Genomic DNA, 25484 nt, shown 5'->3' on the forward strand with positions numbered 1-25484 from the left:
TTACATTCTACTGTTTACGCTTTTTCTTCTTTTTACCCGTACCGGCTGGCTTTGCACGCGGTTTCATCGGTGCAAAGTAAGCTTCGCTTTGATCGTCTTCCACTTCAAAGCCCTCAACCTGCTCACGCTCAAGCTGAAACTTATTTTTCTTTTCTATCACTTTAAAATGGTGATAGTCATCGTAATCGATGAGTGATAGTCCAAGACCAACTTCGCCTGCACGGCCACTACGACCAATTCGGTGCATGTAGTCAGCTGGGCTACGTGGTAAGTCAAAGTTAATCACCACCGGAAGTTTTTCTATATCCAGACCACGCGCCGCGATATCGGTCGCAATAAGCACTTGGATCTCGCCAGACTTAAAGCCTTCAAGTACACGAGTACGAGCACCTTGCCCTTTGTCACCGTGAAACACCTCTGCAGTGATACCGCGTTTCGACAGTTTTTGAGCCAGGTGGTTACAGGCGTTCTTGGCATTAACAAAAATCAACGTCTGTCGCCACTGATTCTGTTTGATTAGGTGCGCAAGTACCGCAGTCTTCTGACCCTTGTTAACACTAAATACACGCTGTACCAAAGTGCTGGCATCTGCACTCTGTAACTGAACTTCAACGGGATCGTTCAATAAGCCCTGAGCCAGGTTTGTCACTTTTTCAGGGAAAGTAGCAGAAAACAGTAGCGTCTGTTTCTTCTCTGGCAGTAACGCAAGAATCTTATTGAGTTCTTCAGTAAATCCAAGGCTCAACATACGGTCGGCTTCATCGAGAACGAGTGTTTTTACTTGGTCTAACTTAACGGCATTACTGGAGACCAGATCAAGCAAGCGACCCGGCGTTGCGACAATAACATCGGCACCACCGCGAAGCGCTAGCATTTGCGGGTTCACCGATACGCCACCGAACACAGCAACCGTTTTAATCTTATCTCTCACGTGATACGAATAGGACTTAACGTTGTATGCCACCTGTGATGCCAACTCACGAGTTGGGACCAAAATCAGGTGAGAAACGAAATTACCACGGCGAGTAGGTGATGAATCTTGCTGAAGGATCTTTTGCAGAATTGGCAGCGAAAAAGCAGCGGTTTTACCAGAACCGGTATTGGCACCACCAACAATATCTCGCCCTTCGAGTACATGAGGAATGGCATGAGATTGAATTGGCGTCGGCTGGCTATATTCTAGCGCTTCTAATCGCTCGACTAAGGTTGGAATCAATCCAAGATCGGCAAACGTCGCTTGCTGTGTGTTATCTGTCATCGCTATGAGTGGCTCAGTGCTAGGTAAAGGCCGTGTATCTTATGCTATTTGCCGCGAAGATGTTAGCTATAATGAGCTAAACAGAATATTAACTGAAGGAGAACTATAGAGGTCCCGTCCTTCCTTATTCAGTATACCCCTGGAAACAACCGATAGCGCATGCGTCGTGTGTAGTCTTGATACCCCGGCAACTCTTCCTGTAAAGTCTGGTCTTCAAGTAAGGTTCTAATCACCGCGATGATTGATGCCACCGCCGCAGGAATTAGTGCCCATACCGAACTCAGAGCAAGAACAATACCGAACAGCGCAAATGAGCCATTGAGCAAATTCGGAGGACCAATTATAGCGATGGTCCAGCCCTGCCACAATGAACATAGGAAAGCCGACACTCACTGCCATCAGTGGAGCAAGCACTCTATCCCAGGCTTTTGCATTTTTGATATTTTCAATATTCTGTCTTTCGGCTGTTAATCCGGGATGTCGTTGTTCCGCCCATATGCGTCCACCAATACCAGCGGCCAAGATCAGAATGGAAAATAGCCACGCCTGCCACCAGCCAGAGCGAGCTTAAGCTACACTTGGATTTCCAGTTGTAGTATGCCGCATCAAAGATGCCAAATTCACGGCAGACTTCATTGACCTTTCCGCCTGCTTCCACTTACTTCAGGTTCCTGGCAATTTGTGTTTCTGTGTAGCGTGATTCTTTTATCATGCGTTCTCCGTTTGTTTTAGTGTAAACGGAAAAACTCTAATTGCTAGTGACCGGTTTATTTGGGGTGGGTTACACAGTCACTTGTAAATAACAAAACGGCGCGTGAAGCGCCGTTTGTATTTATTGGTAAAACATTTTTAAAGATAAACTAAGCCAGTTTAAATGTTGCTACCTTTTCACTTAAACTCGCGGCTTGAGTTTCTAGCTCATTGGACTCCGTCAGGCTCTCTTGCGCACCAATCACCAATTGATCGGTCACATCTTTAATCGACGTGACATTTTGGGTGATCTCTCCTGTTACGTGCGTTTGTTCTTCAGCAGCGGTGGCAATTTGAGTTGCCATATCGCTTATTAACGCAACCGCTGAGTTAATTTCTTCTAACGCGTGAGAAGCTCGGTCAGCATCTTCCACCGAATGCAACGCCAGTTTCGAGCTGCTTTCCATCAATTCAACTGCTTGAGCTGTTGTACGCTGTAACGTATCGATGGTCGATTTGATCTCTTCAGTTGAAGAGTGAGTTCGCTGGGAAAGTACCCTAACTTCATCGGCCACTACGGCAAAACCACGGCCTTGCTCACCTGCACGCGCCGCTTCAATCGCAGCATTAAGGGCGAGTAGATTTGTCTGCTCAGCAATTCCTTGAATGGTTGCCAGTACGGTCGAGATCTCTTGCGCATGCTGGTTAAGCTCGCTGATCACATTGCCCGCCTCGTTAACTTCATTAGCCAGACTATTAATAGAACCTTTCGTATCCATCACTAGTGTATGACCATTATTGGTGCTGGTAGCAGAATCTTGAGCTGCTTTTGCCGTTTGTTCAGCGTGGGAAGCAATTTCTTGAGTCGCACTGGCCATTTCAGTAACTGCAGTTGCCACCATGGCAATCTCTTGCTGTTGATGATTAAGCTCGCTAACCGAACGATTCGCACGTTTAGCGCTCTGTTCAGATTGATCATTAAGCTGTTCTGACTGACCACGAATATGACCTATCAACTGCTGCAAACTACCAACAAAGCTGTTGAAATTCTGAGCAAGCTCACCAACTTCATCTTGGTTTTCAACATGAATTCGCTGAGTCAAATCTCCGCTACCATTAGCAATTTGCGCCAATGCTTGCGATACATGGTTAAGCGGGCGAAAAAGAATGTTACACAGGAGGTTAAACAACAGAGTACAAACTATTACGACACCGAAGGTCACCAACATTTGACCGAGCGCTGCATCAAATAGCGGCGCAATCAAAGAGTCATGGTTGACGACGCTCACCGTGATGAGGCCAGTCCCTTCAATAGCTCGAGCATAAAGCACATAATCATGGCCGTTTAGGACGATTGGAGTATATTTGCTGCTCGCCAGTGCCATTTGCACATCGGAGAAATTCAAACCGAGCGAACTGATATTTTTATTCAATAGTTGAGTATCTGCGTGGGTGTACACCGTGCCTTTATTGGTCGCGATGAACATATAGCCTTCTCCCGGAAGGATCACTTTTTCTAAACTGTTTAGAATATCGGTAATTTCAACGTCCGCGCCGAGCACGACCTGCTCGCCATGAAGCTGCATTGCTTTACCTAAAGAGACGACGTTCGCCCCAGTGGCCGCTGCAACGGTTGGGTTATCCATGAAGACTTTATTCGGGTTTGCTTTGGCGTTGATATACCAGCCCCACTGGCGAGGGTCGTCATTCCCTGCCGGAAGTACGACGCCATTAGCATTTTTCTGTGAACCATCGGGGAAAGCTAAGAACACGTTATCAAACGAAGCTGAATCGCGTACTTGCTTCAGGTGGGTCACCAGGCCATCTTTTTTTGATTCTTGAGACAAAGATGTGAGCGCTCGCTCTTTTGATACGATCCAGTCAGAAACATATTGGTTATAAGAAGCTGAAGTACCCTCTAAACGTTGTGCGACTTCAATATCAAGTCTTTGCAGAGAAGCGCGAAAAGATAGTGATTCAACCAATATCCCCCCCAGGATAATGGCCATACTAGCTGAGATCGCCAACTTATTTTTTAGCGAAAGTTTCTTTAACATAGGAAACCTTATTGTTATAAGTATAAAACCAGTGGCATACTAATCAGCTCACCACTCGGTAACAAGCACTATTTATTTTACACTTTAAAATAAATCAAACAACTGGTTAATCATATGTAGTGTGCTAAATATCACAGTGCGCTCCTGATATTTGCAATAAACCTGAGGAGAGGTTCATTCCACATCTTCCAAATCATCAGGTAACTCGCTAATATCCAGGCTCAAACTGATCTATTCCCTATCATCGTATTAATCGCTGCATTTGGATTAAGAGAAAAATCCAATATAAACAACTCACACCTAATCAATGAACTTCGCTGTCTAACTGCCTAGCCCTCTTTTCAGTAGGCCCGCATCACCATCTTATTAGCAATTAAACGCTAGACGCTTTATTTCTTTTTTTGTATGAGATGAGGTCATCCAAAAATAGGGAACTGTAAGAATATTTAGAGTATCAACTCCAATGCTTCTTGATAAAAAAATATGCTTGAGATTCTCTGAAAAAACTATATCTTTCGTCGACCCACTTGCCATTAAATGAACTTCAACAGCTGGTAATGAAGGTCGAATTTTACTTGCTCTTACTTTACATATAACAAGACCCACCTCACAAAAATACACTTATTGGTCATTCATTGATTAGGTTTGTGTCCTCGTAATGTAACCCTCCCCAAAAAAGACAAGTGATAATATCCGTTGTACATGTGTAGTTCCCTGTACTTCAAATAAATTTAAAGGCACATTTTCGAGCTCTTTACTGTCCAAAGACGATTTACTTTCTCATTAAAGAACGAATAGAACGAGTTCAGGAAGCACTATTGAGAGGTAGGCTCGCAGCGTAATGACAGCAATAAAAGCACTCCACACAGCAGCCAAATCACACCCTTGAGAATGATTGAGTTTACATCAACAATCTGATGATCCGCTCGCATCTCGACTCCGCGTAAAAATGCTTCCAGATGAGCAAAGAATGGAACAAACATACCACCGAATGCGTACCCCCACGCCCCTACCAGCATGAGTTTGGCCTGTTTCATCCTTTTCACTAGCATGGTTGCGGCCATAAACAACAGAGCTCCACAAAGCAGATCTTCCATCATTGTAGTAGCGTTAATTGAAAAGTAGTTCATCCCTCTGCGGGCAATCTCTCCAAGTAAAAAAACCGCACTCATGGCATACGTACAAATAGCTAATAGTCTATTCATCACTCATATCTCTTTCATTAATCAGTAAGATACCGGAGCCAGATTTGGCTCCGGTACGGACTACTTGCAGAAGGAGCGGCTTATTTGATCTCTTTGACGTAAGGCAGAACGCGGAACCCATCTTGCACTTTCTGGCTTGGAACATAGTGACGGACGGCTAAACTAAACAAACCCGACTCATTTTCCGTCTCTAAGTTGTTAATAGCATCTGGTCCACAGCCAAAACTCACCGTATAGGTGCCATCAGGGTTCTTTTTGGCAAAGTTAGAACTTACATTAGCGACATCTTTAAACATGAAACCCGCTTTGTTGTAGACAGTTATCGACCAAAACGCTTGGTTTTCTGGATTTGGGAACGTCGCTTGGTAACACTTGTCTGCAGGGAAGTTACCAGATACTTCATAAACATTGTCCACTAGCTGTGCCCCACCCCAGCCTATTGCGGCACCAACCGCATACTTTTCATAGGTGAAAAGTTGCTGCGAGTCATCCTCTGGGCTAGTAAACATGCCAAATGTTGCTTGTGCACCATCACGCTGAAGAATCACTGGCATCTGAGCTTTAAGATCTTTTTCAACTGCTTCAAAGGCCTCCTGATTTACCTGAGGTGCAGTAAACTGATTGTTCGAACCCGCTTCAATTCGCATCTTGTCTTGAATTGCATGCACTTCATCAGGGGTAAACCTGGTATCAGTTCTAACAATAATATGGACGTGGTCACCAGTATGAGTGCTCAGCTCATAAGTTCCAGCACCATAGTGCATTGGCTGAATACGGTGATCTTCAGTAATCACCTCAAGGGACATATACATGTCATCTGGAATCTCAGGCAATGTTACGGACGCCCCCTTTGAAACATCAATGGTCGCCATTGAGTAGTAAGTGTCTCGGTTCATTCTTACAACGGGTTGGTCATCCGTTGGCGTGAGAACTCGCTTATGCTCGAAATTGTTAACCCCTACTTTTTCCTGAACTTTGACGAACTGTCGCGCGGTCTCAAATACTGGATAGTTTTCTTTGGTGGTGATTTTGCCGTCTTCAGCAAAGTAGTCTGTGAGCGTTGCAACGTCTTTAGCGAACACTGCATTAGACATAAGTACCATACTGGCAAGAGTGCTGATAGTAACAAATTTCATAGTTTAAACCCTTAGCTTCGTTAAGTTGTCGATTGGCTATCTCTGTTAGCGATGGGGATACAATAACGACTTGGTTAAACATTGACCAATGACGTTTACGTATAGTATCTATACGCAAAAAGCATTGCCTAAATCTGTCACCATTCTTTATGTAGATACCGGAATTCATCGACTGAATCTGGTTTCAAGCAAACACGCCATCTCTGATAGTCGAGACAATCAAGCTCTTAAACCATTTGTGCGCTTCACTATGCATGGTACGTTTGTGCTCTATCAGATAGAGACTCGCTTCTACTTGTTTTGTGCCCTGTAAACTCAGAATAGGAACGAGTTGCTCATCTAAGTTAGATACCTTGGCAAGCATATGGGTAGCAGCCATAACGCAATCTGTACCCTGCATAAATTCAACTAGTGAAGCTATCTGACCACTTTTAAACGCAAACTCACGACAAAAACCCAGATCCTCTAAATAGATATCAATGGGATTGTTAAACTCAAATAATGAGCTAATGTCTAAGCTCATATCAACGAATCGATATTTCATTATCTCTTCTAAAGTGACCTCACTGCACTGTGACAGAGGGTGATTTTTCGAGACATAGAAAACCGGATACATGGTTCCTAGTTGTTGGTAAGAATATTCGCTGTCATCTTTCGGTGGATTAATATGTATTGAGAAGTCGACCTCTCGTGCAGACAAATGTTGAATAGGCGTATTTGTGATCGGATATTCAGCTAAACTGGCGGAAGGGGCATGATCCATAAGCGCCGATGCTAAAGGAACCGACAGAAATCCACTCATAAGCGGCGGAATAGATATAGTAAAGGTATTCTCACAGTTTTGCGGGCTAAACTCCTTTTTAGCAAAGATATTTTGTGTGGACACTAAAAGTTCATCAATAGGTGCTTGTAATTCAAGAGCCTTTTGAGTCGGTAGCAGCCCATTTGCTTCACGGACTAATAACGGATCATCAAAAATTTCTCTCAATCTGCCTAACGCTCTACTCATTGCTGGCTGAGACAAATAGAGTTGCTGCGCGGCCCTGGTTACGTTGCGCTCTTTGAGTAGCACACTGAGGGAAACTAGCAGGTTAAGGTCAATTCTTGATAATTGCTGTTCAATGGTTACCTTCATGTTCTTCCCATTCGTTTTCCGGTGTTTTAGTTAGTACTTATGGACTGTTGACTCTTCTATTATGCTGACACTGAGCACGCTTTCGATTCCAGAAGCACAAAAATTTCTTTGAGTAAAAATCCAATTGACGGTGAAAACCACTCTAAACCGTATCACTGCTTTGAGCATAGTCGTCTATTACTGTGTTCCACAACACCCCTCGTTGGGTGTGTGTTCTCATATATCCTTTGAAGTTCGCGCAATATCAGGGACAGGCACAGTTAGATGATGAGCCTGACTGAACTATGTGTCATTTGCTATCTTTATAGAAAAGAGAGACATAAGGACTGTATTATGGCATTTGATTGGATTGAATGGTTTGGTTATTTGGCATCGTTGGTGGTGCTTGTCTCTCTGACTATGACATCAATAGTCAAGCTAAGAGTGATTAATTTTATAGGTTGCTTACTGTTTGCAGCATTTGCTTATTTTATTAACTCCTATCCAACCATGTTTATGAATCTTGGAATTGCTTGCATTAACGTCTATTACCTCTACCAGCTTGCGGGGTCGAAAGATAAGTTCAAACTGGTATCGGCCACTATCGGTTCCGAATACTTCGATCACTTTGTTGCAACCAATGCCAGAGATATCGAAAAACAGACCACCATAAGCGAATTGAGAAAAGGAAACTCAGCCTTTTATATGTTACGAAATAACGCCATTGCTGGCCTTCTGGTCGGGACTAAGCAAGACGATGGCGTATTAAACGTCTCACTCGATTACGTGACACCAGAGTATAGAGATTTAAAGCTGGCTTACTATCTATATCAAACCAACCCCGCGCTAATAAAAAGTCGAGGAATATGTGTACTTAAAGCAACGGCAAACACCTCTGAGCATCGCGATTACTTAATACGAGTCGGCTTTAATAAATCGGAAGGCAGTGACCATGAGTATGAAAAAAGGCTGTAGCACGAGTGTTCACAAGATTGAAAGCATGAGCAAACCGTGGCGAGATGAGTGCCTATGCCCACATAGGAGTTAGATGGTGATAGAGGTGCTAACAACCGAGTCGCTAACCGCCACACCTCATTGTTCGCCTGACCTGCTGCATTCGATTTGGCGATAACCAACTCCATTAATGACTACAATCTTTTATTACATCAGATAATCTTGTGACTAATCGTTTATCCCATTCCTCACCAAAAGAGGTCGTCGCCCTCGTGAAAACGAGGACCACTCGTAGCTCATTACTCACTGCCAAGCTCAGATCCATGACCCTGTGACGTTAATAAGAGTTCCGGGCTATGTATTTTCCCTCTCCTTTCGTCGTGCATTTTAAAATACAAACCCTCCCACGATGGCTGCTCCGGCTATGATCGAAAGATAAAAGCGACGACTGTTCCATGTAACCCAATGTACAAGGTAGTGTTCCCACACATTTCGGTCGCTATCTGTCACGAGAGCTAAGCTATTGTTCAGTGGCACGTTGAATCTAATGGTGATAAGAAAGCCCAAAATCGCAAGTAAAGCACCGTATAGCAGCGGTGAGTGAAAGGTTAACAATCCCTCGGCCAAGCCAATTGCAAGCATTAGGAGGCTACTCAACGGTGACAACATAAAGATGAGCAAAAAGGTTTTGTTCAAAATCACCTGATTAATACGATTCATCGTTTTTATCCCATCTTGCTCTGCAAGTACTATCATGACTGTATTGTGAAAAATGAAGTAAATCCCAGCCAAAAGGGCTGTTGAAGTAGCAGCAATGACACTCAGGATTTGAAATAGAACTATAGACATCGGGTTCTCCTCATCAGGACTCACTGTTTGTCTATTACAGACGATTAGGCGATGATTTGGTTAATCAGAAATCGCAGAATTTTTGCAGGAAGTACGTTTTTATGGATAACCGGGTGCCACAAGAACTTTCTAAGTTCGATCTCAAACAACGTCAAGGCAAAGAAGTAGGGTCCCCTCTCGGTCAGCTTAAGATGAGTAGCGTGTTTTATACTCACTCAACCATGAAGCAACCTTGGGGCATAAAAATGCCTTCCATTCCGTCAAGTACCATGTTCCATTTGGTTCTCGACGGCGACGCAATTATCAACGTTTGCAACTCACGGGTAAAACTAGGCCCAGGAGATTTTATATTGCTGCCCCGTGGAGCTGGTCACGATATTGTTGATATTAACAGTACAACCGCTCGTGACTTGTTTGAGAACAACATTGAAAAAGTGACTGAATTCTATGAGCGTTTAACGACCAATGGATATGGAGACGAAACGATTACACTGTGTGGCACAGTATTGTTCGATAACGAGGTCACCAAATCCATCATCAGCTCCATGCCCGATTACATCCATATAAAAGCTAACTCGAAGGCTCACCAAACAATAAAAAGCATCGTGCAAGCTATACAACTAGAAACACAAAATGAAAGTTATGGCACCGGATTGATCGTATCGAAGTTGGCTGATGTTTTAATTCTGCAGTGCATCCGTGCGTGGATTAATGATGTGTCCGGTGATAACCCGAACTGGTTAGTTGCACATACTGATAAACGATTATCAAAAGCAATGAAGAAAATTCATGGCGATCCGTCAGCTAACATAGACATTGAGTTGTTAGCAGACCTTTCGGGTATGTCTCGAACCACCTTTATAGACTATTTTAAGAAGGTGGTTGGTCAAACTCCTAAAAAATACATTACTGACTGGCGATTGTCGTTAGCGAGAGAAAGGTTGTCACAAGGCAATGAGCCCGTATTGGTCATTGCCCTTGATGTAGGTTATCAGTCAGAAGCTGCATTTAGTCGTGCCTATAAAATCAAATATGGCGAGCCTCCATCTCATACAAAAAGCCAACGTACTTGTTAGTCGCGATTGAACTGAAGGCGCCAGATTTTAAACATGCATACTGCCCCACTGAAGGTGTTATCGCTTGATTAATCCCAGTATCCCGCTTCAATGGTCTTCGCGACATAATCGGCAAACCTGGTAGGCTTACGACCGGTCGCTTCTTCTACGCCGTTAGTGAGATTTGAGTTTCGACCATCAAACACTACAGTGAACAATTCATTAAGTAACCATTGATAGTCTTCTGGTACATTCTGACTTTTTAAGAGGGCTAAGTAATCATCGATAGCGACCGACGTAAACTTAATATCCTTACCTAATTGCTTTGCGATCTCCTCAATACAATCTTTAAAAGTCATTAACTCAGGGCCGGTCACTTCAAACAGACGGTTACGTTTACCCGAGTCCACCAATGCCGCTACCGCTACTTCTGCGATATCATCCACATCGATGAATGGTTCAGGGATATTCCCTGCGGGCAGGAAAAGCTCACCACTTAATACGCCTTGCGCCATAAAACTCTCACTGAAATTTTGAGCAAACCAAGACGCTCGAACGACATTCCATTCCAGACCACTATTAATCAGTATTTGCTCGGCTTTTTCTGCACGTTCTTCTCCACGACCAGAAAGCAAAACAATATGCTCTATACCCTCACTTTTCGCTACGTCTACAAAAGCCTGTATATCACTTTCTGCATTAGGGACAGCTAAGTCAGGTTGATACGTCACATATGCCGCTCTCGCTCCATTCAAGGCTGTTGGCCATGTGCTGCGGTTTTCCCAATCAAAGTTAGTTTCGGTGCTGCGAGATACCGGTCTGGTTTCGATTCCCCTTTCAAGCAATAGCTTGTTAACCCGTACACCTGTTTTCGCGTTTTTTCCGATGATTACAATCGGTGCTGATTTTTTTGAGTCTGACATAATTCCTCTCCTAGATTGTGTTTAATGCCTGTTTCTATCTGGCATCACTATCATGGTCTTGAAGAGTGTTGTTATGAATGATTTAGAGTCCGTATTTGTTAACATAAAGTCTGATAGTCGCCGCATGATTGGGTGTACGTCCTCGTTCTGTCGAACGGAGCTTTGATTGCAAGGGTAATCTGACACCAATCTCATGCGTTACCAATTTTGGTATTTTCCCTTCGAAACTCTTTCTTAACCATGACCAAACGAAACGCAGTTCATGGAAAAATCCGTCATATCGAACGGGCATTTTTACCTCGTTCAGTTTTTTAACTTTACTGAAGAAACTATGGTGGCTTGGTATGCACAGACACAAAATGATAAATAAGAGTATCCAGATAGCATGAAAAAATTGAACCTCTTCTTTGCAGCTCTCATCTTTACTTTGCTAACGGGTTGCTCCTCAACTGCGGCAGTCGTCGATGAAAAAACCAGCAGTTACGCCAAGTCACATAAGCTAGTTGGTCAAGCGTCATGGTATGGTGATAAGTTCCACGGCAAGCTCACTGCAAGTGGAGAGCGGTATAACATGAGAGCCTATACTGCGGCTCATAAAACCCTGCCTTTTGGAACCATTGTAAGAGTGACTAATACAGCGAATGGTAAGTCGGTCGATGTCAAAATCAACGACCGCGGTCCCTTTGTAAAAGGAAGAGTCATTGACCTTTCCTACAAGGCATTTGGGCGAATCGGCAACACCAATAAAGGTGTAGCACCGGTCAAAATTGACATCGTTGATGATAGTAATAACTTCAGGTACAAGCACTAGCCCTTTCGCCACTACTTTTGTGTCCCCTGAACTAAATAGTGCAGCCAACTGCTGCACTATCAAGAAATCAGAACCGACGTAAATTCAAAGACTGTTTATTTGATCTTCTGATAACCAGCGATAAGCAAGTTCAACGGTATTTAATAAGTTCGAGTAGATTCCCCTCCCATTTTCACGCAATTGCTAAACCAGGCAGAATTCAAGCTACAAGCACGGTTTATCCAGAAATTAATCTATGTGTTCCGTTGATTGAATCCGTCAGAAATCAAAAAGCATACGATATAGGGCTTCTCTCGACGCCGGACTGTTGTCTCTGTGCGTTGCGTACTCAACATGTGTGTCGCCATTCGCTGAAGGTGATAGCTTAATACTCCATAGCGCTTTGAGCTGGTTTGGTACGATTGAATATCTGACATCCATAATATGCAGTTCGTTAGTGGGATCCTGCGCTAAGTAACCATTGGAAAACCAACGGAATCGTTCGATGTCTCTGGCTTGCTGTGAGCTCGGGTCGAGCCAGGGAAAGTCTCTGCTAACGTCGAGTTTGGCAATGGAGTCACCGGGGTAAGTTTTCACTGATGTGCCTACCCTAACTGCATCGACAAAGTAATGTTTTTCTGTCTCGTAAACCACTTTCCAGACCAGAATATTGGCAAAGCTTGGCTTGGCTTCCAGTTGTATCGGCGTATGTTGTCGAGCTTTGGCTAGCTGCCATCCGGCAGCCTCTGCTCTGTCTCTTTGTATCATCCCCAGCGTGGGGTAAATTAGCGCCCAAACAAACGCGACACGTGCTAACCAGAGCCTGCGTTTCAAGGTCGCAAATAGTAGCAGGGTGATAATTGGGAGTGCGAAAGCTGGGTCAATTACAGATACCGTGTTCCAGGCATAACGTTCATTGGTTAGCGGCCAAAATAGCTGAGTGCCATAAGAAGTGCATGAATCCAGCAGTGCATGCGTACTGTAGCCCAACGCACAATACAACCAACTTTGTTTAAACGCGAGTCCGCGCTTTTTGGCGTAAAGTGAATGCAATAGTAGCGCACAAAGAAGACTGCCAATAGGGATAAACAAAAGTGAATGAGTAAATTGACGATGAAACTCCAGGAACAGTAATGGATCACGCGATGATCGAATGAGAACATCCAAATCTGGTGCCATTCCCGCGAGTAAACCTAACACACCGGCAACGACCAAATGCTGTTTTTTACTTGCGGATTGTGACAAAGAGGCGCCCAACACACCCTGCGATAATGGATCCATTCTCAACTCACCGATATCATCTAACTGATTTATATATGATAGATGGTGCTAGGCCACTCTATCGACTTTAACAGCAAGATATTTTGTCGTGCTCTCATGTTTTCCACCAGCCAGGCTTTCCTATCTTGCTAAAAAGGGTATATACATAGTCTTATATTGTTCAGAAATTTGGCTCTTTTATGACGCTCAAAGAAGTTCTTCAAATCCGAAATGTTCGTTACTTCCTGATGTTTCGGTGCAGTTACTTTGCGCGCTTTTACTACCCTGTTTTCACCCTGCTCTATTTAGACTACGGCTTAACCTTATCTCAATTTGCGATGCTTAATGTGGTTTGGGCGGCCACCATTGTTCTTGCTGAAGTCCCATCGGGGGCATTTGCTGATGTGCTGGGACGCAAAAAACTCGTGGTGTTGTCCTCGGTTATCATGTTCATCGAAATTGCCATGATCGCTTTTGTTCCCACAGGCAACCCGACTCTGGTCTTCATGGTCTTTTTGGTAAACCGTGTACTAAGTGGCTTAGCAATGGCGTTGGCAAGCGGTGCAGATGAAGCCCTGGCTTACGACACGTTAAAAGAGTCTGGCCGTGAAGATGTATGGCCGCACATTCTTCAAATTCAGCTTCGCATCGCCTCTGCTGTGGGTATTTTTGTTACTTTACTGGGTGCGGCCATGTATGACGTTGACTTCATGGCATCCATCTATCGTGCGCTCGGACTCGTTGAGCCAGAAAGTACCCAAGACATTATGCGTATTCCCGTCTACGCGACTCTCATCGTTGCACTGATTGCTATTTACTCAGCGGTCAACATGCAGGAAGACAACAAAACGCATGAACGTCATAGTGATAAATGGGCAATGACACAGGCAAGCCTGAGATTAACTCTGAATACGGGTCAGTGGGTACTGTCTATACCTTATGTATTGTTTATTCTGCTTTATTACAGCCTCTTTGAACACACATCACGCATGTTCTTAACCATGAACAGCCAGTATTACCGAGCTATCGACATCCCGATTATCTATATCGGTTTTATTGGTGCCGGAGTCAGTGTGTTTAAAATTTTGTTCGCCGGACAAAGTCGTAAATTGGCTGAGTACATGGACCCCAAAACCTTCATTACGGTTATGGGCGTCGCGACCATGGCAACCTATTATTGGATTAGTCTGGGGTGGTCCATCTATGGCGTGTTACCCGCGCTAATATTGATCTTTATTATTATGACAGTGAACATTTTCATTAGCTTTCACCTCAATAAACAGACCGCGTCATACAACAGAGCTACAGTGCTGAGCTTTAAAGGCCTGATGTTTAATCTTGGATACGGTGCTATCGGCGTTTTATACGCCTTCTATTATAAATTACTGTCTCAAGACTACACTGCAGAGCAGATAGCACAAGGCATAGACTTCATTGACTCACTGTCTTCATTTTTCTACTACTTCACCTTTTTATTCCTATCAATCAGCATGATGTTCCATTTTAAAAATAAAAAGCAGGCAATTTTTTGAAGTGACTGCGTATGAGTCATTGACCTAATCGAACCAAGGATAAGTAGGATATTAGTGCTTGTGAAATTGGATAGCGAAGTTCAGAGTAAAAACTAGTCCGCCAAGTTTCACTAACAAAACGAGACCAATACGCACGCTTTGTTAGTGAATGAAGTACTTGTTAATTCTCGCACCAAACTCGGACCACGATTGATGTTCAATCCCAGTGGGGTAAAGCAACGGAATCGGCCTCTTCCACCATTTTCATACCATCTTCTAACAATAAATACCGGCTGAGCACCAAATACACCACAGCGCTACGCACTTTCATCATATAGTCGTCTTTGGTGGGATATCTCAATGCGAGCTCTTCTGCTGAATATGGGTCAAACGTACCACCGTTGGCAAAGAAGATGCCACCGCCACCAGCATAATTGAAGTCGATGCCTCCGTAATCACCTAATGGCGCACCAATAGCAACAGGCGAGCCTACGTTCAACACTGTGGACATATGAGGTAAACGGATACCGCCTTCGGCACTACCATCGCCATCTTGATCCGCGGTATAGACATCGCCACCACTCCAACTCATGGCGGCCGGGTCATTTCTTAAGTCCAGAAATGATACCGCTGGCGTATCTACAAAAGATGAATACATTAGCTGACTCGGCGCCGGAGACATTCCATATTTCACCTGCAAGTAAAGATTCCAGAAGGACGCTCGTACTGCGGGTACCACTGAAACTGGATTTTGCTTGAATTCAAATCCGAATCCACCAAAAACTATGTCAAATGGCAAAAAGTTGGCATCAATATGGGCAAGTCCGGCATATTCATAAACCGATAAGTACTCTGACGGTGCTCTCAGCGCTCCACTACCAATGGACAACTCTATCTCACTCTGGGTATTAAATGCGATGGTCGGTACGTGTTTCTCTGGAGGTTCACTGCAATTGTGATACGCCCAGGGGAAGGTTGTATCCTGAAGTGAGCGGCAAATCCCCCCAGCCACACCCAGGAACAGTCCATCAAAAATTGGTGTGCCTCTTTTTCCGTTCAACTCACTGGTAAGCATATCAGCAAGTAACTTGCCTGATTGTGACCAGCCAAAGCCAATGGTATGTTGGATTTTACAACCCGGTTTCGCGGATAAATATTTCTCAAGCTTGGTTTGTCGTACTGCTTTAGAGAGCTCCTCTAACACAATGTATCCATCGGTAGCTTGCTCCAAATGACCGCTACCCTCGTAGTCTATGACGCTCTTATTCCACTGGACACTGTAGTAAGTAAACCCTGCGTCATTATTTCTGCCTGAGAGAACGTCATCTCCCAAAAACATTCTCGCAAAATAAAGTGGCGTATAACCTAGAGGGGTAATGGGAAATTCAAATAACACACTGTTTACGACGTCGATGACGGCCGTGTTATTACATTTCCCCTTAGGGAATAATGCTGTAACAGGGACGGTAAATGAGCCACGACTCCTGTCGCTTCGAACAAAACTGCCGGAAAAGTCAGCAGTCACCTCAATGTAAGCCTTATTGGCCAAAGAGGTATCGGTGGTGGCTACATTGGAAAATGTCGAATTTGCGAACACAGCTGCGGAGACAAACCAGGTGAGGTACGAAAGGATTTTTATCAGGTTGGTTAGCTTCATGATAGCCCTCCTAAGTATGAAGGCGCTTTGTTAATGACAGAGTTATCACTAGCAAAGTCTAGCCGAGTTTACCTCCGTTTGCGCTACAAGGTGTATTCAACAGTTTCGATTCGATACCATGACTTCATACTTACAAGAGCTTACATTCACCAAGTTGTGTCTTAAGTGATATCTGCCCTGTTCCTTTCACCCCTAGCAATATCAGGAGCTCTGAATGTGCTACAGGTCAGCCTCCCGTTCTTCCCGAAACACCAAAAAACTGCTCAGGTGTTTTCTCCACTTGATTCTCGATGACAAACTCTAATTCCGTTGCCAAGGGAGAGTTCAAGGCAAGTAATGTGTTCAGATCTTTACGGGCAAGATCGTCATTCCCCATTTGCACATGCAACACTCCTCTATACATGTAGGGTTCAGGCAAGTTAGGCGCTAATGATATGGCTTTGTTGTAATGAAATAACGCTGTGGTGTAATGGTCAGCCCCTTGTTTTCGCAATGTATAGGCCAGGTTATTATGCGCTTCCGCCCAGCTTTTCTTGTTTGCGATTACACTGCGAAACTTTCTTTCTGCGGCTCTAAACTGCTTGTCCATCATCAGATCCACGCCTTCGTTGTAAAGCCGCAGCGATTTGTTTTGCGAATTTGAGCTGCTATAACCAGACCCTGCACCGTACGCAGCGACACTAACCAGTAATGCAAACCAAGCTACAAACATTATTTTCATGATGACTTATCTATGTTGAATCTACCTTGATTGTTGTACGCAACCTTGTGAACTTCTGGTCAATAGATGATTGCCTGAGAGCCCTTAAAATGTATCAACAAACATTGATCAACCTATCACCCACGCCGAATTAGAACATTTATCTACAACACCAACTAAAGCACGAGCCAATATGAGATTATCCACTAAATACATAAATTTAGTGGTTCAATGCACTACAAAGCATATTTCCCAGCACCAAAAAACATGTACAAAATGTGACCGCAAACTCTCATCCTTTTCGCTCATCCTTCTGAAAATGTCACAAAGGATGAACAACCAAATCAAACCCGTCGTTACGCTCATCAAGCCCTATTAGTAAATTAACAAAAGGACAACTAATGACATTACTAAAATCTGTGCTGTCTGTGGCAGTGGTAAGCACTTTAATGTTTGGATGCGCATCCGATCCGGCTGGTTCATCAGAGAAAGAGCAACCAAAAACCAATACGAGTGAAGTGAAAGCGGCAGCGTTCGTTGATCCTGGCGCTGCCTTTATGAGCGCATGCGACAACCCAACGATCAGTGAACAAGGTCCGGTGCAAAAACCTTTGTTTGTAGTCGGCACATTTACCGACTCAAACTGGAATCACGTTAACAACAGAAAATTTGCATACAAGGGCAATGGCGTATACCAAGCTGTCGTGAGTGAAAAAGCAGGCAAGTTCTCGATGCAATATGCCGCAAGAGACTGGAAGCCACAATTTACTGCCGACGGCAAAACACTTGCAGTAGGGGAAAGCAAAGTGCTCAAATGGGGCGGTTACGCCAAAGACACCAAGACGACGATTGCAGAAGCCGGTCAATATGTCTGGACCATCAAGTTTGACGAAAAGGCCAATCCACAAGCCATCACTTTGGCGAAGTGTTCCTAATTACTCTACCCTCGTGCCGCTCACTTGGAGTGGCACTACCTGTCTTGTTTTCACTTCAAACGGCCTTTCTGTAACAAAATCTCGTATCGGATATTGCACTTAAACCAATACAGCCGTTATCATTAGTTTTATTATTATTGAAATGATAGCTCTTATGAAAAAACACGAACAACTGGTTCAGGACTTGATTGGGAAAATATGTCAAAATGCGATTACGTATAAACTCCCGTCAGAGCGAGAGCTTGTTGAAAAATACCAGTTATCTCGATTTTCGGTAAGAAAAGCGCTTTCAAAGTTAGAGGCTATTGGCGTTGTAAAGCCTAAAACTGGCTCTGGTTATTACGTCAACACGTCTGTTATTGGTTCTCCGCTGATTTATAACTCCATAACAGAAAATAGCTTTGATGACATTTCATACAAAAAAGTACAATTGAATAAGCGCATTCCAAGCATCCACGAAATGCAAGTATTTTCCATTGGAGAAAATGATTACCTTTGGCATATCAAAAGATTACGAATCGTCCAGGATAAAATCACTCAAATTGAAGAAACCATCCTGCCTGTTCATTTATTTCCAAAAATGAATGAACAAATCATTGAAAGCTCGTTGCAAAAGTATGCAATTTCTTTAGGGTTACAAATTGATAGTTATTTAACCAGCTATAAAGCTGTAAATATATCAGCAGACAACGCCAATATTTTAAAATGTAAACGTTCGACTCCTGCAATGAATATTACGAATAGAGGATTTTTAACTTCAGGTGAAGTATTCATCGAAAGTGATATCATTGATATTAATTATCAATGTACCTACCACACTAAATTTAACAATGAAAGTTTGCAGTTTCGGGATCAACACGACCGCGATTGAAGCGGTCGTCGTTGTTAGCTTGTTGGCTATAAGCTTAAGGCGTATGGATACAACCATCAGGTAAGCGGCTTTGAGTCCACTCATGGGGGCGATACTCTACCGGAAAATCCCCTGCTGCAGAAATGTCCATTTCCACACCAATGCCAGGTTGCTCAGACGCATATAAGAAGCCATTTTTCGGCTCTGCAGCATTAGGAAATACTTTACGAGTGTTCTCTTTGTAATGCACATGTTCTTGAATAGCCGCGTTATGTAAGTGCACGTTCAAGTGGGTATTTACCGCAGCACCAATCGGCGTCATGTCTGGTGGACAATGCCAAGCAATACGGACACCAAAACTCTCACATAAGTGGCCCAGTTTTAGCGCTGGTGTAATCCCACCAATTTGTGACACATGGCATCGAATGAAGTCAATTCGACGATTGATGATAACGGATTTCCACTCTTCCGGGTTATTAAACAACTCCCCCAGCGCCAGTGATAACGACGTCTGACTACGAATATTGTCGAGCCAGTCAGTCTGGTTCGGTGGCAGAATATCTTCGATAAAATAAGGTCGATACGGTTCAACACGTTTTGCAAACTGAACTGCCTGGTTGGGAAACAGTCGTTCGTGGACATCATGAAGAATATGGAACGTTTGACCATACTTCTCACGCAGAAGACGGAACATCTCCACGGTATTATCCATATACTGATCTTGGTCATAATAGGAACCATCGGTTGGATTTTCTGTGGTATGCATGTTCTCAGGCACACCGCCATAAAAGCCCAACTGACAGCGTATATGTTTATAGCCCTGCTCGAGGAAATAGTCGACTTGTTCGTACAGACCTTCCATAGTGTCACTGGTTGCATGGGTATATACCTGAATTGCATCCCGCGACTTACCGCCAAATAATTGATGTAAAGGCATATTTGCTAGTTTAGCTTTAATATCCCAAAGTGCCATATCAACACCGGAAATTGCATTATTTATGACAGGACCATTTCGCCAGTAGGCATTGACCATCATCATTTGCCATAAATCTTCAATATTGTTTGCATTTTTACCAATCAATAACGGCTTTATATATTCATCGACCATAGTTTTTACGGCCAAAGGGCGTTGTTGAAATGTTGCGCAGCCGTAACCAGTAATACCACTTTCTGTTTCAACAATTACAGTGATGAGATTATGTCTGTCTGGTTTAGTTATTATACATTCAATGTTAGATATGATATTTTCTTTCACAACTTTATGGCTCTGAGTAAGTGGTTTTATTCTATCTAACAGTGAAATTTCATCGATTTCAAGCGCTAATTTACCGCTAAAAGTAACTGGTTCGCTACGCATTCTCTTTTGATTGAAAAAACGAACCAATCGGCAAAATTTTCTTAAAATTCAAAAATCAGCCTATTTAATGTGACCAACATCTCTGTTTTTCCGATTGGGGTTAATTTGGCTGGTCGATATTATGACCTCAACAAATAACGCAAGCACACAGGGATTCCCAAAATGCAATTAACCGAAACCAATAACGAAGTAGACTTGAGTGTTAGAACACCAAGCCGGAGTGATAGCTTTAGCGATAAATTACAAGGACTTGTAGACGCGCTGGGTGGCAATAGCAATATTGTTAATATCACCCACTGCATGACACGTTTGAGATTTAAACTTGCTGACGAATCATTGGCCAATAAAGGTACGCTAGAAGCCATTCCTGGTGTTAAAGGCGTGGTATTGGCTCAGGGGCAGACTCAAGTTGTGATCGGTGTTGACGTTGAAAAGTGGTACAACGCACTTTCTGGTGTCAGCACCTCCAACGATGAACCAGTCATAGAAGCCGAAAAAGGCAAGCTGTTCCAGAATGCAATGCGCATCGTAGCCGGCATTTTTGGCCCTGTCGTACCGGCAATCGCTGGAGCTGGTATGCTTATGGGTTTGTTGTCTGGCCTAATCGCTACCAATGTCATCTCAGAATCATCGGACACGGTGTACTTCTTCCGATCCATTTCTACTGCTGTATTCTTTTTCCTGCCTATGCTTGTGTCGTTTTCGGCCGCCAAGGTTTTCAAGGTCAACGAATATATTGCACTAGCAGTATCATCAGCAATGCTTGCACCAAAGCTTGTTGATAAAGCAGCCGCGCTTAAAGCCGCAGGAGAAGTACCTGAGCTGACGGTGCTTGGCGTCGTTCCCGTAGAACTGCTTAACTATGGCGGCGCAATTGTACCTGCGATTCTTGCTGTCTGGGTATTGTCCAAAGTCACTCCGTTTGTCGATCGATTTGTCCCCTCTTCTGCAAAGCCTGTATTTACACCTCTGCTCGCGTTCACCGTGACGTCGACGATCGTTCTGTCATTGGTTGCACCTGCTGGTATGTGGTTAAGTAACGGCGCTGGCTGGGTTGTTGGCTCACTGTTGGAAATCTCACCGACACTAACAGGCTTTATCTTTGGTCTGACTCGCCCGATTACAATCGTCTTTGGCATCCACCACAGCATGACACCAATCAGCTTGAACAACTTTGCGCTTTACGGAAAAGACCTGTTGATGCCAATCATGTGTCTGGGTAACCTTGCTATCGCAGGTGCTACCATGGCGGTATGGTATAAGCAACGTAAGAACGTCTCGAAAGAGCAGTCATCCGTTACGGTTGGTTCTGGTGTTACTGCAATTTTAGGTATTACTGAGCCAGCTCTGTTTGGTGTATTGACTAAATACACCAAAGCGCTGTTTATGGCGAGTCTGGCTGCGGGAATCGTTGGCGCCATTTCGGTGACCATTGATACTCACCTCACGAGCTATATCCTGTCATCAGTATTCAGTTTGCCAGCCTATCTGGCAAGCGGTACCCAAAACTTTGTTCAGGCAGTATTCGGAGTCGTAGGTGTCTTTGCTCTTGCATTTACACTAACCATGCTGTTTGTCGATGTGAACGACAAGTAATTCAGCTATTCAAGAAAGCCCGCAGCGAATACGTTGCGGGCTTTTTTATTATCTACGAATACAGGACGTACAACCTCGGCACGCCGAACGAGTGGCCGGGTCGAGCCGACCTCGCTGAATTTTGCAGTACGCATTGCGAAGTACACGCCGAGCAGCAAACCAGTCATCCGGTTTTTGCATGATCATGTAACCATTAAAACGTTTAATAAGGGGCAGCCGATACTCGTCGACAAATTTGCTGTCATACTCGACTTCAAAATACTCGAATACCTGCTCTATCGCGGTAAAGCTTGTCAGTTTATTTTGAAGTTCGGCGAAACTCATAGAGCGTATGCTGGTGATTGAGGATGTATGAAGTGTACGCGAGAGAACTTGTATTGTCACAGAAAGAAGTCGCCCAAGGCACCATTCCCCGCGAAGGGAAGCCCCCAAAAAGCATGCCTTGGGCTTGATTTATTATGCCTGGTATTCTGGATAGTCCAGCAGACCCACTTCGTTGCCTCCAAATAGAGTATTTGGATCATGGTCAGCCAACGGATGGCCATGTTTGATGCGGTTCGGTAAATCAGGGTTTGAGATAAATGGACGGCCAAAACCCACCATATCCGCTAAGCCGTTGGCAATCGCCTGCTCTGCTTTATCCTGATTGTAGCGACCTGCATAGATGATAGTCCCCTTGTAGGCTTCTCGTACTGCAGTTTTGAATTCCATCGGAGTATCTGGGGCATCGTCCCAATCTACTTCAGCAATGTGCATGTAGACCACATTGTGTTTGTTTAGCACGCGAGCTGCAGCCGTATAGGTCTCTACCGGCGTTTTGTCCACAGTCCCATTCAGGGAAGTAAACGGTGCAAGGCGCACGCCCACTTTATCCGCACCAATCGCGTCCACTACTGCTGCTACCACTTCATCAAGGAAACGCAGGCGATTTTCAATTGAACCACCGTACTCGTCATCACGATTGTTGGCTTCCGAATCGATGAACTGGTTAATTAGATAGCCGTTTGCCCCATGCAGCTCGATGCCATCAAAGCCCGCTTCAACCGCGTTAAGTGCCGCTTGGCGGTACTGCTCGACAACCTCTTTAATGTCTTCTTTAGTCATCGCACGAGGCTCAACAACATCAACAAAACCAGGCTCGCTGGTGCCGTTATCCACAAACACTTTCACATTTTCTGCCTTAAGCGCAGAAGAAGAAATTGGCTGTTCACCACCAATATTGTCCGGGTGAGTAACGCGACCCACGTGCCATAGTTGGGCAAAAATGGCACCGTCTTTTGCGTGAACGGCATCCGTTACTTTTTTCCAGCCCGCTATTTGCTCCTGAGAGTAGATGCCTGGTGTCCACGCGTATCCCTGCCCCATCGGTGAGATTTGCGTTCCCTCAGCGACAATCAAGCCAGCGGATGCACGTTGCGCATAGTATTCAGCCATCATTTCATTCGCTGAATTACCTGGTTGAGTTGCTCGAGAACGCGTCATTGGCGGCATTACAATGCGATTTTTTAGTGAAAGTGAACCAAGCTGAATAGGTTGAAACATAGAATCTGTCATTTTCATAAGCCTCTTATTTGCTCATTTGAATAAGTTCAATAGCGTAGCCATCAGGATCTTTAACAAAGGCGATATGAGTTTCACCACCCTTCATCGGGCCAGGAGCACGTGTGATGTTGCCGCCCAGTTGCTCAATTTGCTCACAAGCGGCATATATGTCCTCACAACCGATTGCGATGTGCCCCCATGCGTTACCTTGATCATACTGATTAGTATCCCAGTTATACGTGAGTTCGATAGTTGAACCCGCGTCCTGACCTTCGTAGCCAACGAACACTAGTGAATAGCGGTATTCTTCGTTCTCAAAACGGTCTAACACCTTCATTCCAAGAACTTTCGAGTAAAACTTTATTGATTTGTCTAAGTCCGCAACGCGAACCATAGTGTGTAAAACTTTCATGAGTACCTTTGCCGAGTTCCGCGTCGCCCCCATTAACTGGCGGCACGGGTTAAATATGATTTCCAACTTGCACAAGGTTACGACAAAGGTAAAAACACCTGAAATTATCAGATATTATGGTTTTGATAATATTTTGGAATGGATAAACAATTTCGTCATTATTGATCAACGAGCTCTTCCACTCCCGTCTTCTGCACGAAAGTGAGGGTCTCTCAAAGCGCGTAACTTGATAGAAAGGGATTGGGTTAGCCCTGCGTTTTGACAAATCTCCTTTTGCAAGGAAACAAAGAGGACTTGGCGGCGGCTATGGCCACCGCCTTCGATTTATATTTTTTCCAACACAAACATATGATACCCAAACTGCTCTGCAAACTGAGTACACACATTCACCTCACGTTGAATATCCTTCCACGCCTGACTTGCAGACATCTCTGGCTGTAGCTCTTTTACTCTCTCACCAAGAGGGCCATAGTAATTCATCCAGGCCTCCTGGCTCAGTGCAAAGTGCCCTATCACTCGGTATCCCGCGTTCTGCATTTGCTTTAATCGAGTCTCAACCAGTTGGATATCCGGGTACTCCTGATTCCAAAACTCAATCGACTCACTACCTGGTTGAGACGTATGCCAGACCATATCACTGATCATCAGACAACCGCCTGTTTCAAGATACGGTTTCCATTGAGACAGTGCTTTCTCTACGCCCATGATATAGGCACTGCCCTCAGCCCAAATTAAATCAAAGCTCTCTTCATCAAACGGAAGCTCTGTCATACTCGCACACACGGTTTCGAGTCTGCTACTCAAACCTAATTGCTCAAAACGCTGATTCAGACGATCGAGTGCTGATTGTTCATTGTCGACAGCGGTAATGATTGCTGAACCACTCTCTGCTAGCACTTGCGTCGCCAAACCTTTACCGCAGCCAATTTCGAGTAGCTTCTTGGGTGTGGTGGGCACTAAGGAAAGTGCTTTTTGTGTCGCTTGCTCACTACCTGGCCCCCAACGCTCGAGTGTTTCAAATACCTTCATGAAATCAGCCATGTACTGTTCGTGTTCGTTCATATCTCTTGATAACCATTTCAACCGCAATGCCTCTTTTTCATCAAAGCCTTGCTTAATTAACCACTCAAGATGAGCATCGGGAGCCAATTTATCCAGCCCCTCGTGCCAGGCTTTTAGGTCTCCCTCTCCCAACATTGCAGCAAGCAGTTCGCGTGAACGCTGCTTTTGCTCTATCTCATGTTCCAGCGTTTGCAGACGATGTTCCAATAGTGCCCGGTCTATTTTAGCCTCCAGGCATGCTTTACACTCTTTTAGTGTCAAGCCACCAGCCTGCAATTGCTGAATCAGACGAATCCGTTGTCGATCTCTGTCGCTGTATACTCTGTAGCCATTATCCAGCCTTTTACCTGATATCAACTTTAGCTTTTCATAGTACAGCAGTGCCGTCCGAGACAGTCCAACTGCTGTGGCGAGCTCTGAGATTCGATACACGAAGGATGCCTCCTATCCGCCTGTGATTAGGTACCTTAAACTATAAAGCTATAGACAGGTCAACGAAAAATTAGAGGAATAAAAACGGCACGAAATCTCATGCCGTTGAAGTGAACAACAAAATCTACACCGTGGCCGC

At 44.3% G+C, this 25484-nt stretch carries 24 protein-coding genes; 7 read left to right on the plus strand and 17 right to left on the minus strand.

All coding sequences use genetic code 11. The annotated features are described in order from the left end of the window. Window positions 1-7: 7 nt before the first annotated feature. The 7 genes from C4S60_RS01685 to C4S60_RS01715 form a co-directional block, all read right to left on the minus strand. On the minus strand, window positions 8-1258 hold the full coding sequence (locus C4S60_RS01685) for a DEAD/DEAH box helicase (protein ID WP_103878580.1): 1251 nt from the start codon (window positions 1256-1258) through the stop codon (window positions 8-10). 128 nt (window positions 1259-1386) lie between these two features. Further along, entirely contained in the window at window positions 1387-1647 is a 261-nt protein-coding gene (locus tag C4S60_RS23695; RefSeq protein WP_208623229.1) for a hypothetical protein, read from the minus strand. A gap of 56 nt (window positions 1648-1703) precedes the next feature. Continuing rightward, complete coding sequence (locus tag C4S60_RS23925) at window positions 1704-1916, minus strand: transposase (RefSeq protein ID WP_425275100.1); 213 nt, start codon at window positions 1914-1916, stop codon at window positions 1704-1706. 202 nt (window positions 1917-2118) lie between these two features. Continuing rightward, complete coding sequence (locus C4S60_RS01700; protein ID WP_103878581.1) at window positions 2119-4005, minus strand: methyl-accepting chemotaxis protein; 1887 nt, start codon at window positions 4003-4005, stop codon at window positions 2119-2121. Between the two features lie 815 nt (window positions 4006-4820). Continuing rightward, window positions 4821-5210, minus strand: coding sequence for a hypothetical protein (locus C4S60_RS01705; protein WP_103878582.1), 390 nt, complete (start codon window positions 5208-5210; stop codon window positions 4821-4823). 80 nt (window positions 5211-5290) lie between these two features. Next, window positions 5291-6346: a DUF1254 domain-containing protein gene (locus tag C4S60_RS01710; RefSeq protein ID WP_103878583.1), complete on the minus strand. Its 1056-nt coding sequence runs from the start codon at window positions 6344-6346 to the stop codon at window positions 5291-5293. A 184-nt stretch (window positions 6347-6530) separates the two neighbouring features. Next, window positions 6531-7481 (minus strand): LysR family transcriptional regulator, encoded by a 951-nt coding sequence (locus C4S60_RS01715; protein WP_103878584.1) that lies wholly within the window; start codon window positions 7479-7481, stop codon window positions 6531-6533. 333 nt (window positions 7482-7814) lie between these two features. Between C4S60_RS01715 and C4S60_RS01720 the strand changes: the two genes are divergently transcribed. Next, window positions 7815-8435 carry a hypothetical protein gene (locus C4S60_RS01720; protein WP_103878585.1) on the plus strand — a complete coding sequence of 207 codons (621 nt, stop codon included), beginning with the start codon at window positions 7815-7817 and terminating at the stop codon, window positions 8433-8435. Between the two features lie 366 nt (window positions 8436-8801). Here the strand turns inward: C4S60_RS01720 and C4S60_RS01725 are convergent, their stop codons facing one another. Next, entirely contained in the window at window positions 8802-9263 is a 462-nt protein-coding gene (locus C4S60_RS01725) for an anthrone oxygenase family protein (RefSeq protein WP_103878586.1), read from the minus strand. Window positions 9264-9364: 101 nt separating this feature from the next. Here C4S60_RS01725 and C4S60_RS01730 point away from each other — a divergent pair, with 101 nt between their 5' ends. Then, the gene (locus C4S60_RS01730) at window positions 9365-10339 is read left to right on the plus strand and encodes an AraC family transcriptional regulator (protein ID WP_103878587.1); all 975 of its coding nucleotides are present in this window, start codon (window positions 9365-9367) and stop codon (window positions 10337-10339) included. A 68-nt stretch (window positions 10340-10407) separates the two neighbouring features. On the opposite strand, the gene C4S60_RS01735 is transcribed toward C4S60_RS01730, so the two are convergent. Beyond that, window positions 10408-11241, minus strand: coding sequence for an NmrA family NAD(P)-binding protein (locus C4S60_RS01735; RefSeq protein ID WP_103878588.1), 834 nt, complete (start codon window positions 11239-11241; stop codon window positions 10408-10410). Window positions 11242-11626: 385 nt separating this feature from the next. Between C4S60_RS01735 and C4S60_RS01740 the strand changes: the two genes are divergently transcribed. Further along, complete coding sequence (locus tag C4S60_RS01740) at window positions 11627-12052, plus strand: septal ring lytic transglycosylase RlpA family protein (protein ID WP_103878589.1); 426 nt, start codon at window positions 11627-11629, stop codon at window positions 12050-12052. Between the two features lie 258 nt (window positions 12053-12310). On the opposite strand, the gene C4S60_RS01745 is transcribed toward C4S60_RS01740, so the two are convergent. Further along, window positions 12311-13312 carry a metal-dependent hydrolase gene (locus C4S60_RS01745; protein ID WP_103878590.1) on the minus strand — a complete coding sequence of 334 codons (1002 nt, stop codon included), beginning with the start codon at window positions 13310-13312 and terminating at the stop codon, window positions 12311-12313. Window positions 13313-13491: 179 nt separating this feature from the next. Here C4S60_RS01745 and C4S60_RS01750 point away from each other — a divergent pair, with 179 nt between their 5' ends. Next, a complete protein-coding gene (locus C4S60_RS01750) occupies window positions 13492-14823 on the plus strand; it encodes an MFS transporter (RefSeq protein WP_103878591.1) in 1332 nt (443 codons plus the stop codon). Between the two features lie 196 nt (window positions 14824-15019). On the opposite strand, the gene C4S60_RS01755 is transcribed toward C4S60_RS01750, so the two are convergent. Then, window positions 15020-16459 (minus strand): alpha/beta hydrolase domain-containing protein, encoded by a 1440-nt coding sequence (locus tag C4S60_RS01755; protein WP_103878592.1) that lies wholly within the window; start codon window positions 16457-16459, stop codon window positions 15020-15022. 226 nt (window positions 16460-16685) lie between these two features. Next, a complete protein-coding gene (locus C4S60_RS01760; protein ID WP_103878593.1) occupies window positions 16686-17180 on the minus strand; it encodes a tetratricopeptide repeat protein in 495 nt (164 codons plus the stop codon). A gap of 380 nt (window positions 17181-17560) precedes the next feature. Here C4S60_RS01760 and C4S60_RS01765 point away from each other — a divergent pair, with 380 nt between their 5' ends. Together C4S60_RS01765 and C4S60_RS01770 are read left to right on the plus strand one after the other, a co-directional pair. Further along, the gene (locus tag C4S60_RS01765) at window positions 17561-18094 is read left to right on the plus strand and encodes an early set domain-containing protein (RefSeq protein WP_103878594.1); all 534 of its coding nucleotides are present in this window, start codon (window positions 17561-17563) and stop codon (window positions 18092-18094) included. A 154-nt stretch (window positions 18095-18248) separates the two neighbouring features. Then, entirely contained in the window at window positions 18249-18965 is a 717-nt protein-coding gene (locus tag C4S60_RS01770; protein ID WP_103878595.1) for a GntR family transcriptional regulator, read from the plus strand. Window positions 18966-18999: 34 nt separating this feature from the next. Here the strand turns inward: C4S60_RS01770 and C4S60_RS01775 are convergent, their stop codons facing one another. Beyond that, the gene (locus C4S60_RS01775) at window positions 19000-20199 is read right to left on the minus strand and encodes an enolase C-terminal domain-like protein (RefSeq protein WP_103878624.1); all 1200 of its coding nucleotides are present in this window, start codon (window positions 20197-20199) and stop codon (window positions 19000-19002) included. 264 nt (window positions 20200-20463) lie between these two features. Between C4S60_RS01775 and C4S60_RS01780 the strand changes: the two genes are divergently transcribed. After that, window positions 20464-21897: a PTS transporter subunit EIIC gene (locus C4S60_RS01780; protein WP_103878596.1), complete on the plus strand. Its 1434-nt coding sequence runs from the start codon at window positions 20464-20466 to the stop codon at window positions 21895-21897. A gap of 48 nt (window positions 21898-21945) precedes the next feature. Here C4S60_RS01780 and C4S60_RS01785 read toward each other — a convergent pair whose 3' ends face one another. The 4 genes from C4S60_RS01785 to C4S60_RS01800 form a co-directional block, all read right to left on the minus strand. Further along, window positions 21946-22221 (minus strand): nitrogenase-stabilizing/protective protein NifW, encoded by a 276-nt coding sequence (locus tag C4S60_RS01785; RefSeq protein ID WP_103878597.1) that lies wholly within the window; start codon window positions 22219-22221, stop codon window positions 21946-21948. 132 nt (window positions 22222-22353) lie between these two features. Then, window positions 22354-23451 carry an alkene reductase gene (locus C4S60_RS01790; protein ID WP_103878625.1) on the minus strand — a complete coding sequence of 366 codons (1098 nt, stop codon included), beginning with the start codon at window positions 23449-23451 and terminating at the stop codon, window positions 22354-22356. Between the two features lie 13 nt (window positions 23452-23464). Then, window positions 23465-23851, minus strand: coding sequence for a lactoylglutathione lyase (gene gloA, locus C4S60_RS01795; protein ID WP_244182989.1), 387 nt, complete (start codon window positions 23849-23851; stop codon window positions 23465-23467). Window positions 23852-24175: 324 nt separating this feature from the next. After that, entirely contained in the window at window positions 24176-25345 is a 1170-nt protein-coding gene (locus C4S60_RS01800; protein WP_103878599.1) for a MerR family transcriptional regulator, read from the minus strand. Between the last annotated feature and the right edge of the window lie 139 nt (window positions 25346-25484).

The organism is Vibrio hangzhouensis (genome assembly GCF_900107935.1).
Lineage (GTDB): Bacteria > Pseudomonadota > Gammaproteobacteria > Enterobacterales > Vibrionaceae > Vibrio > Vibrio hangzhouensis.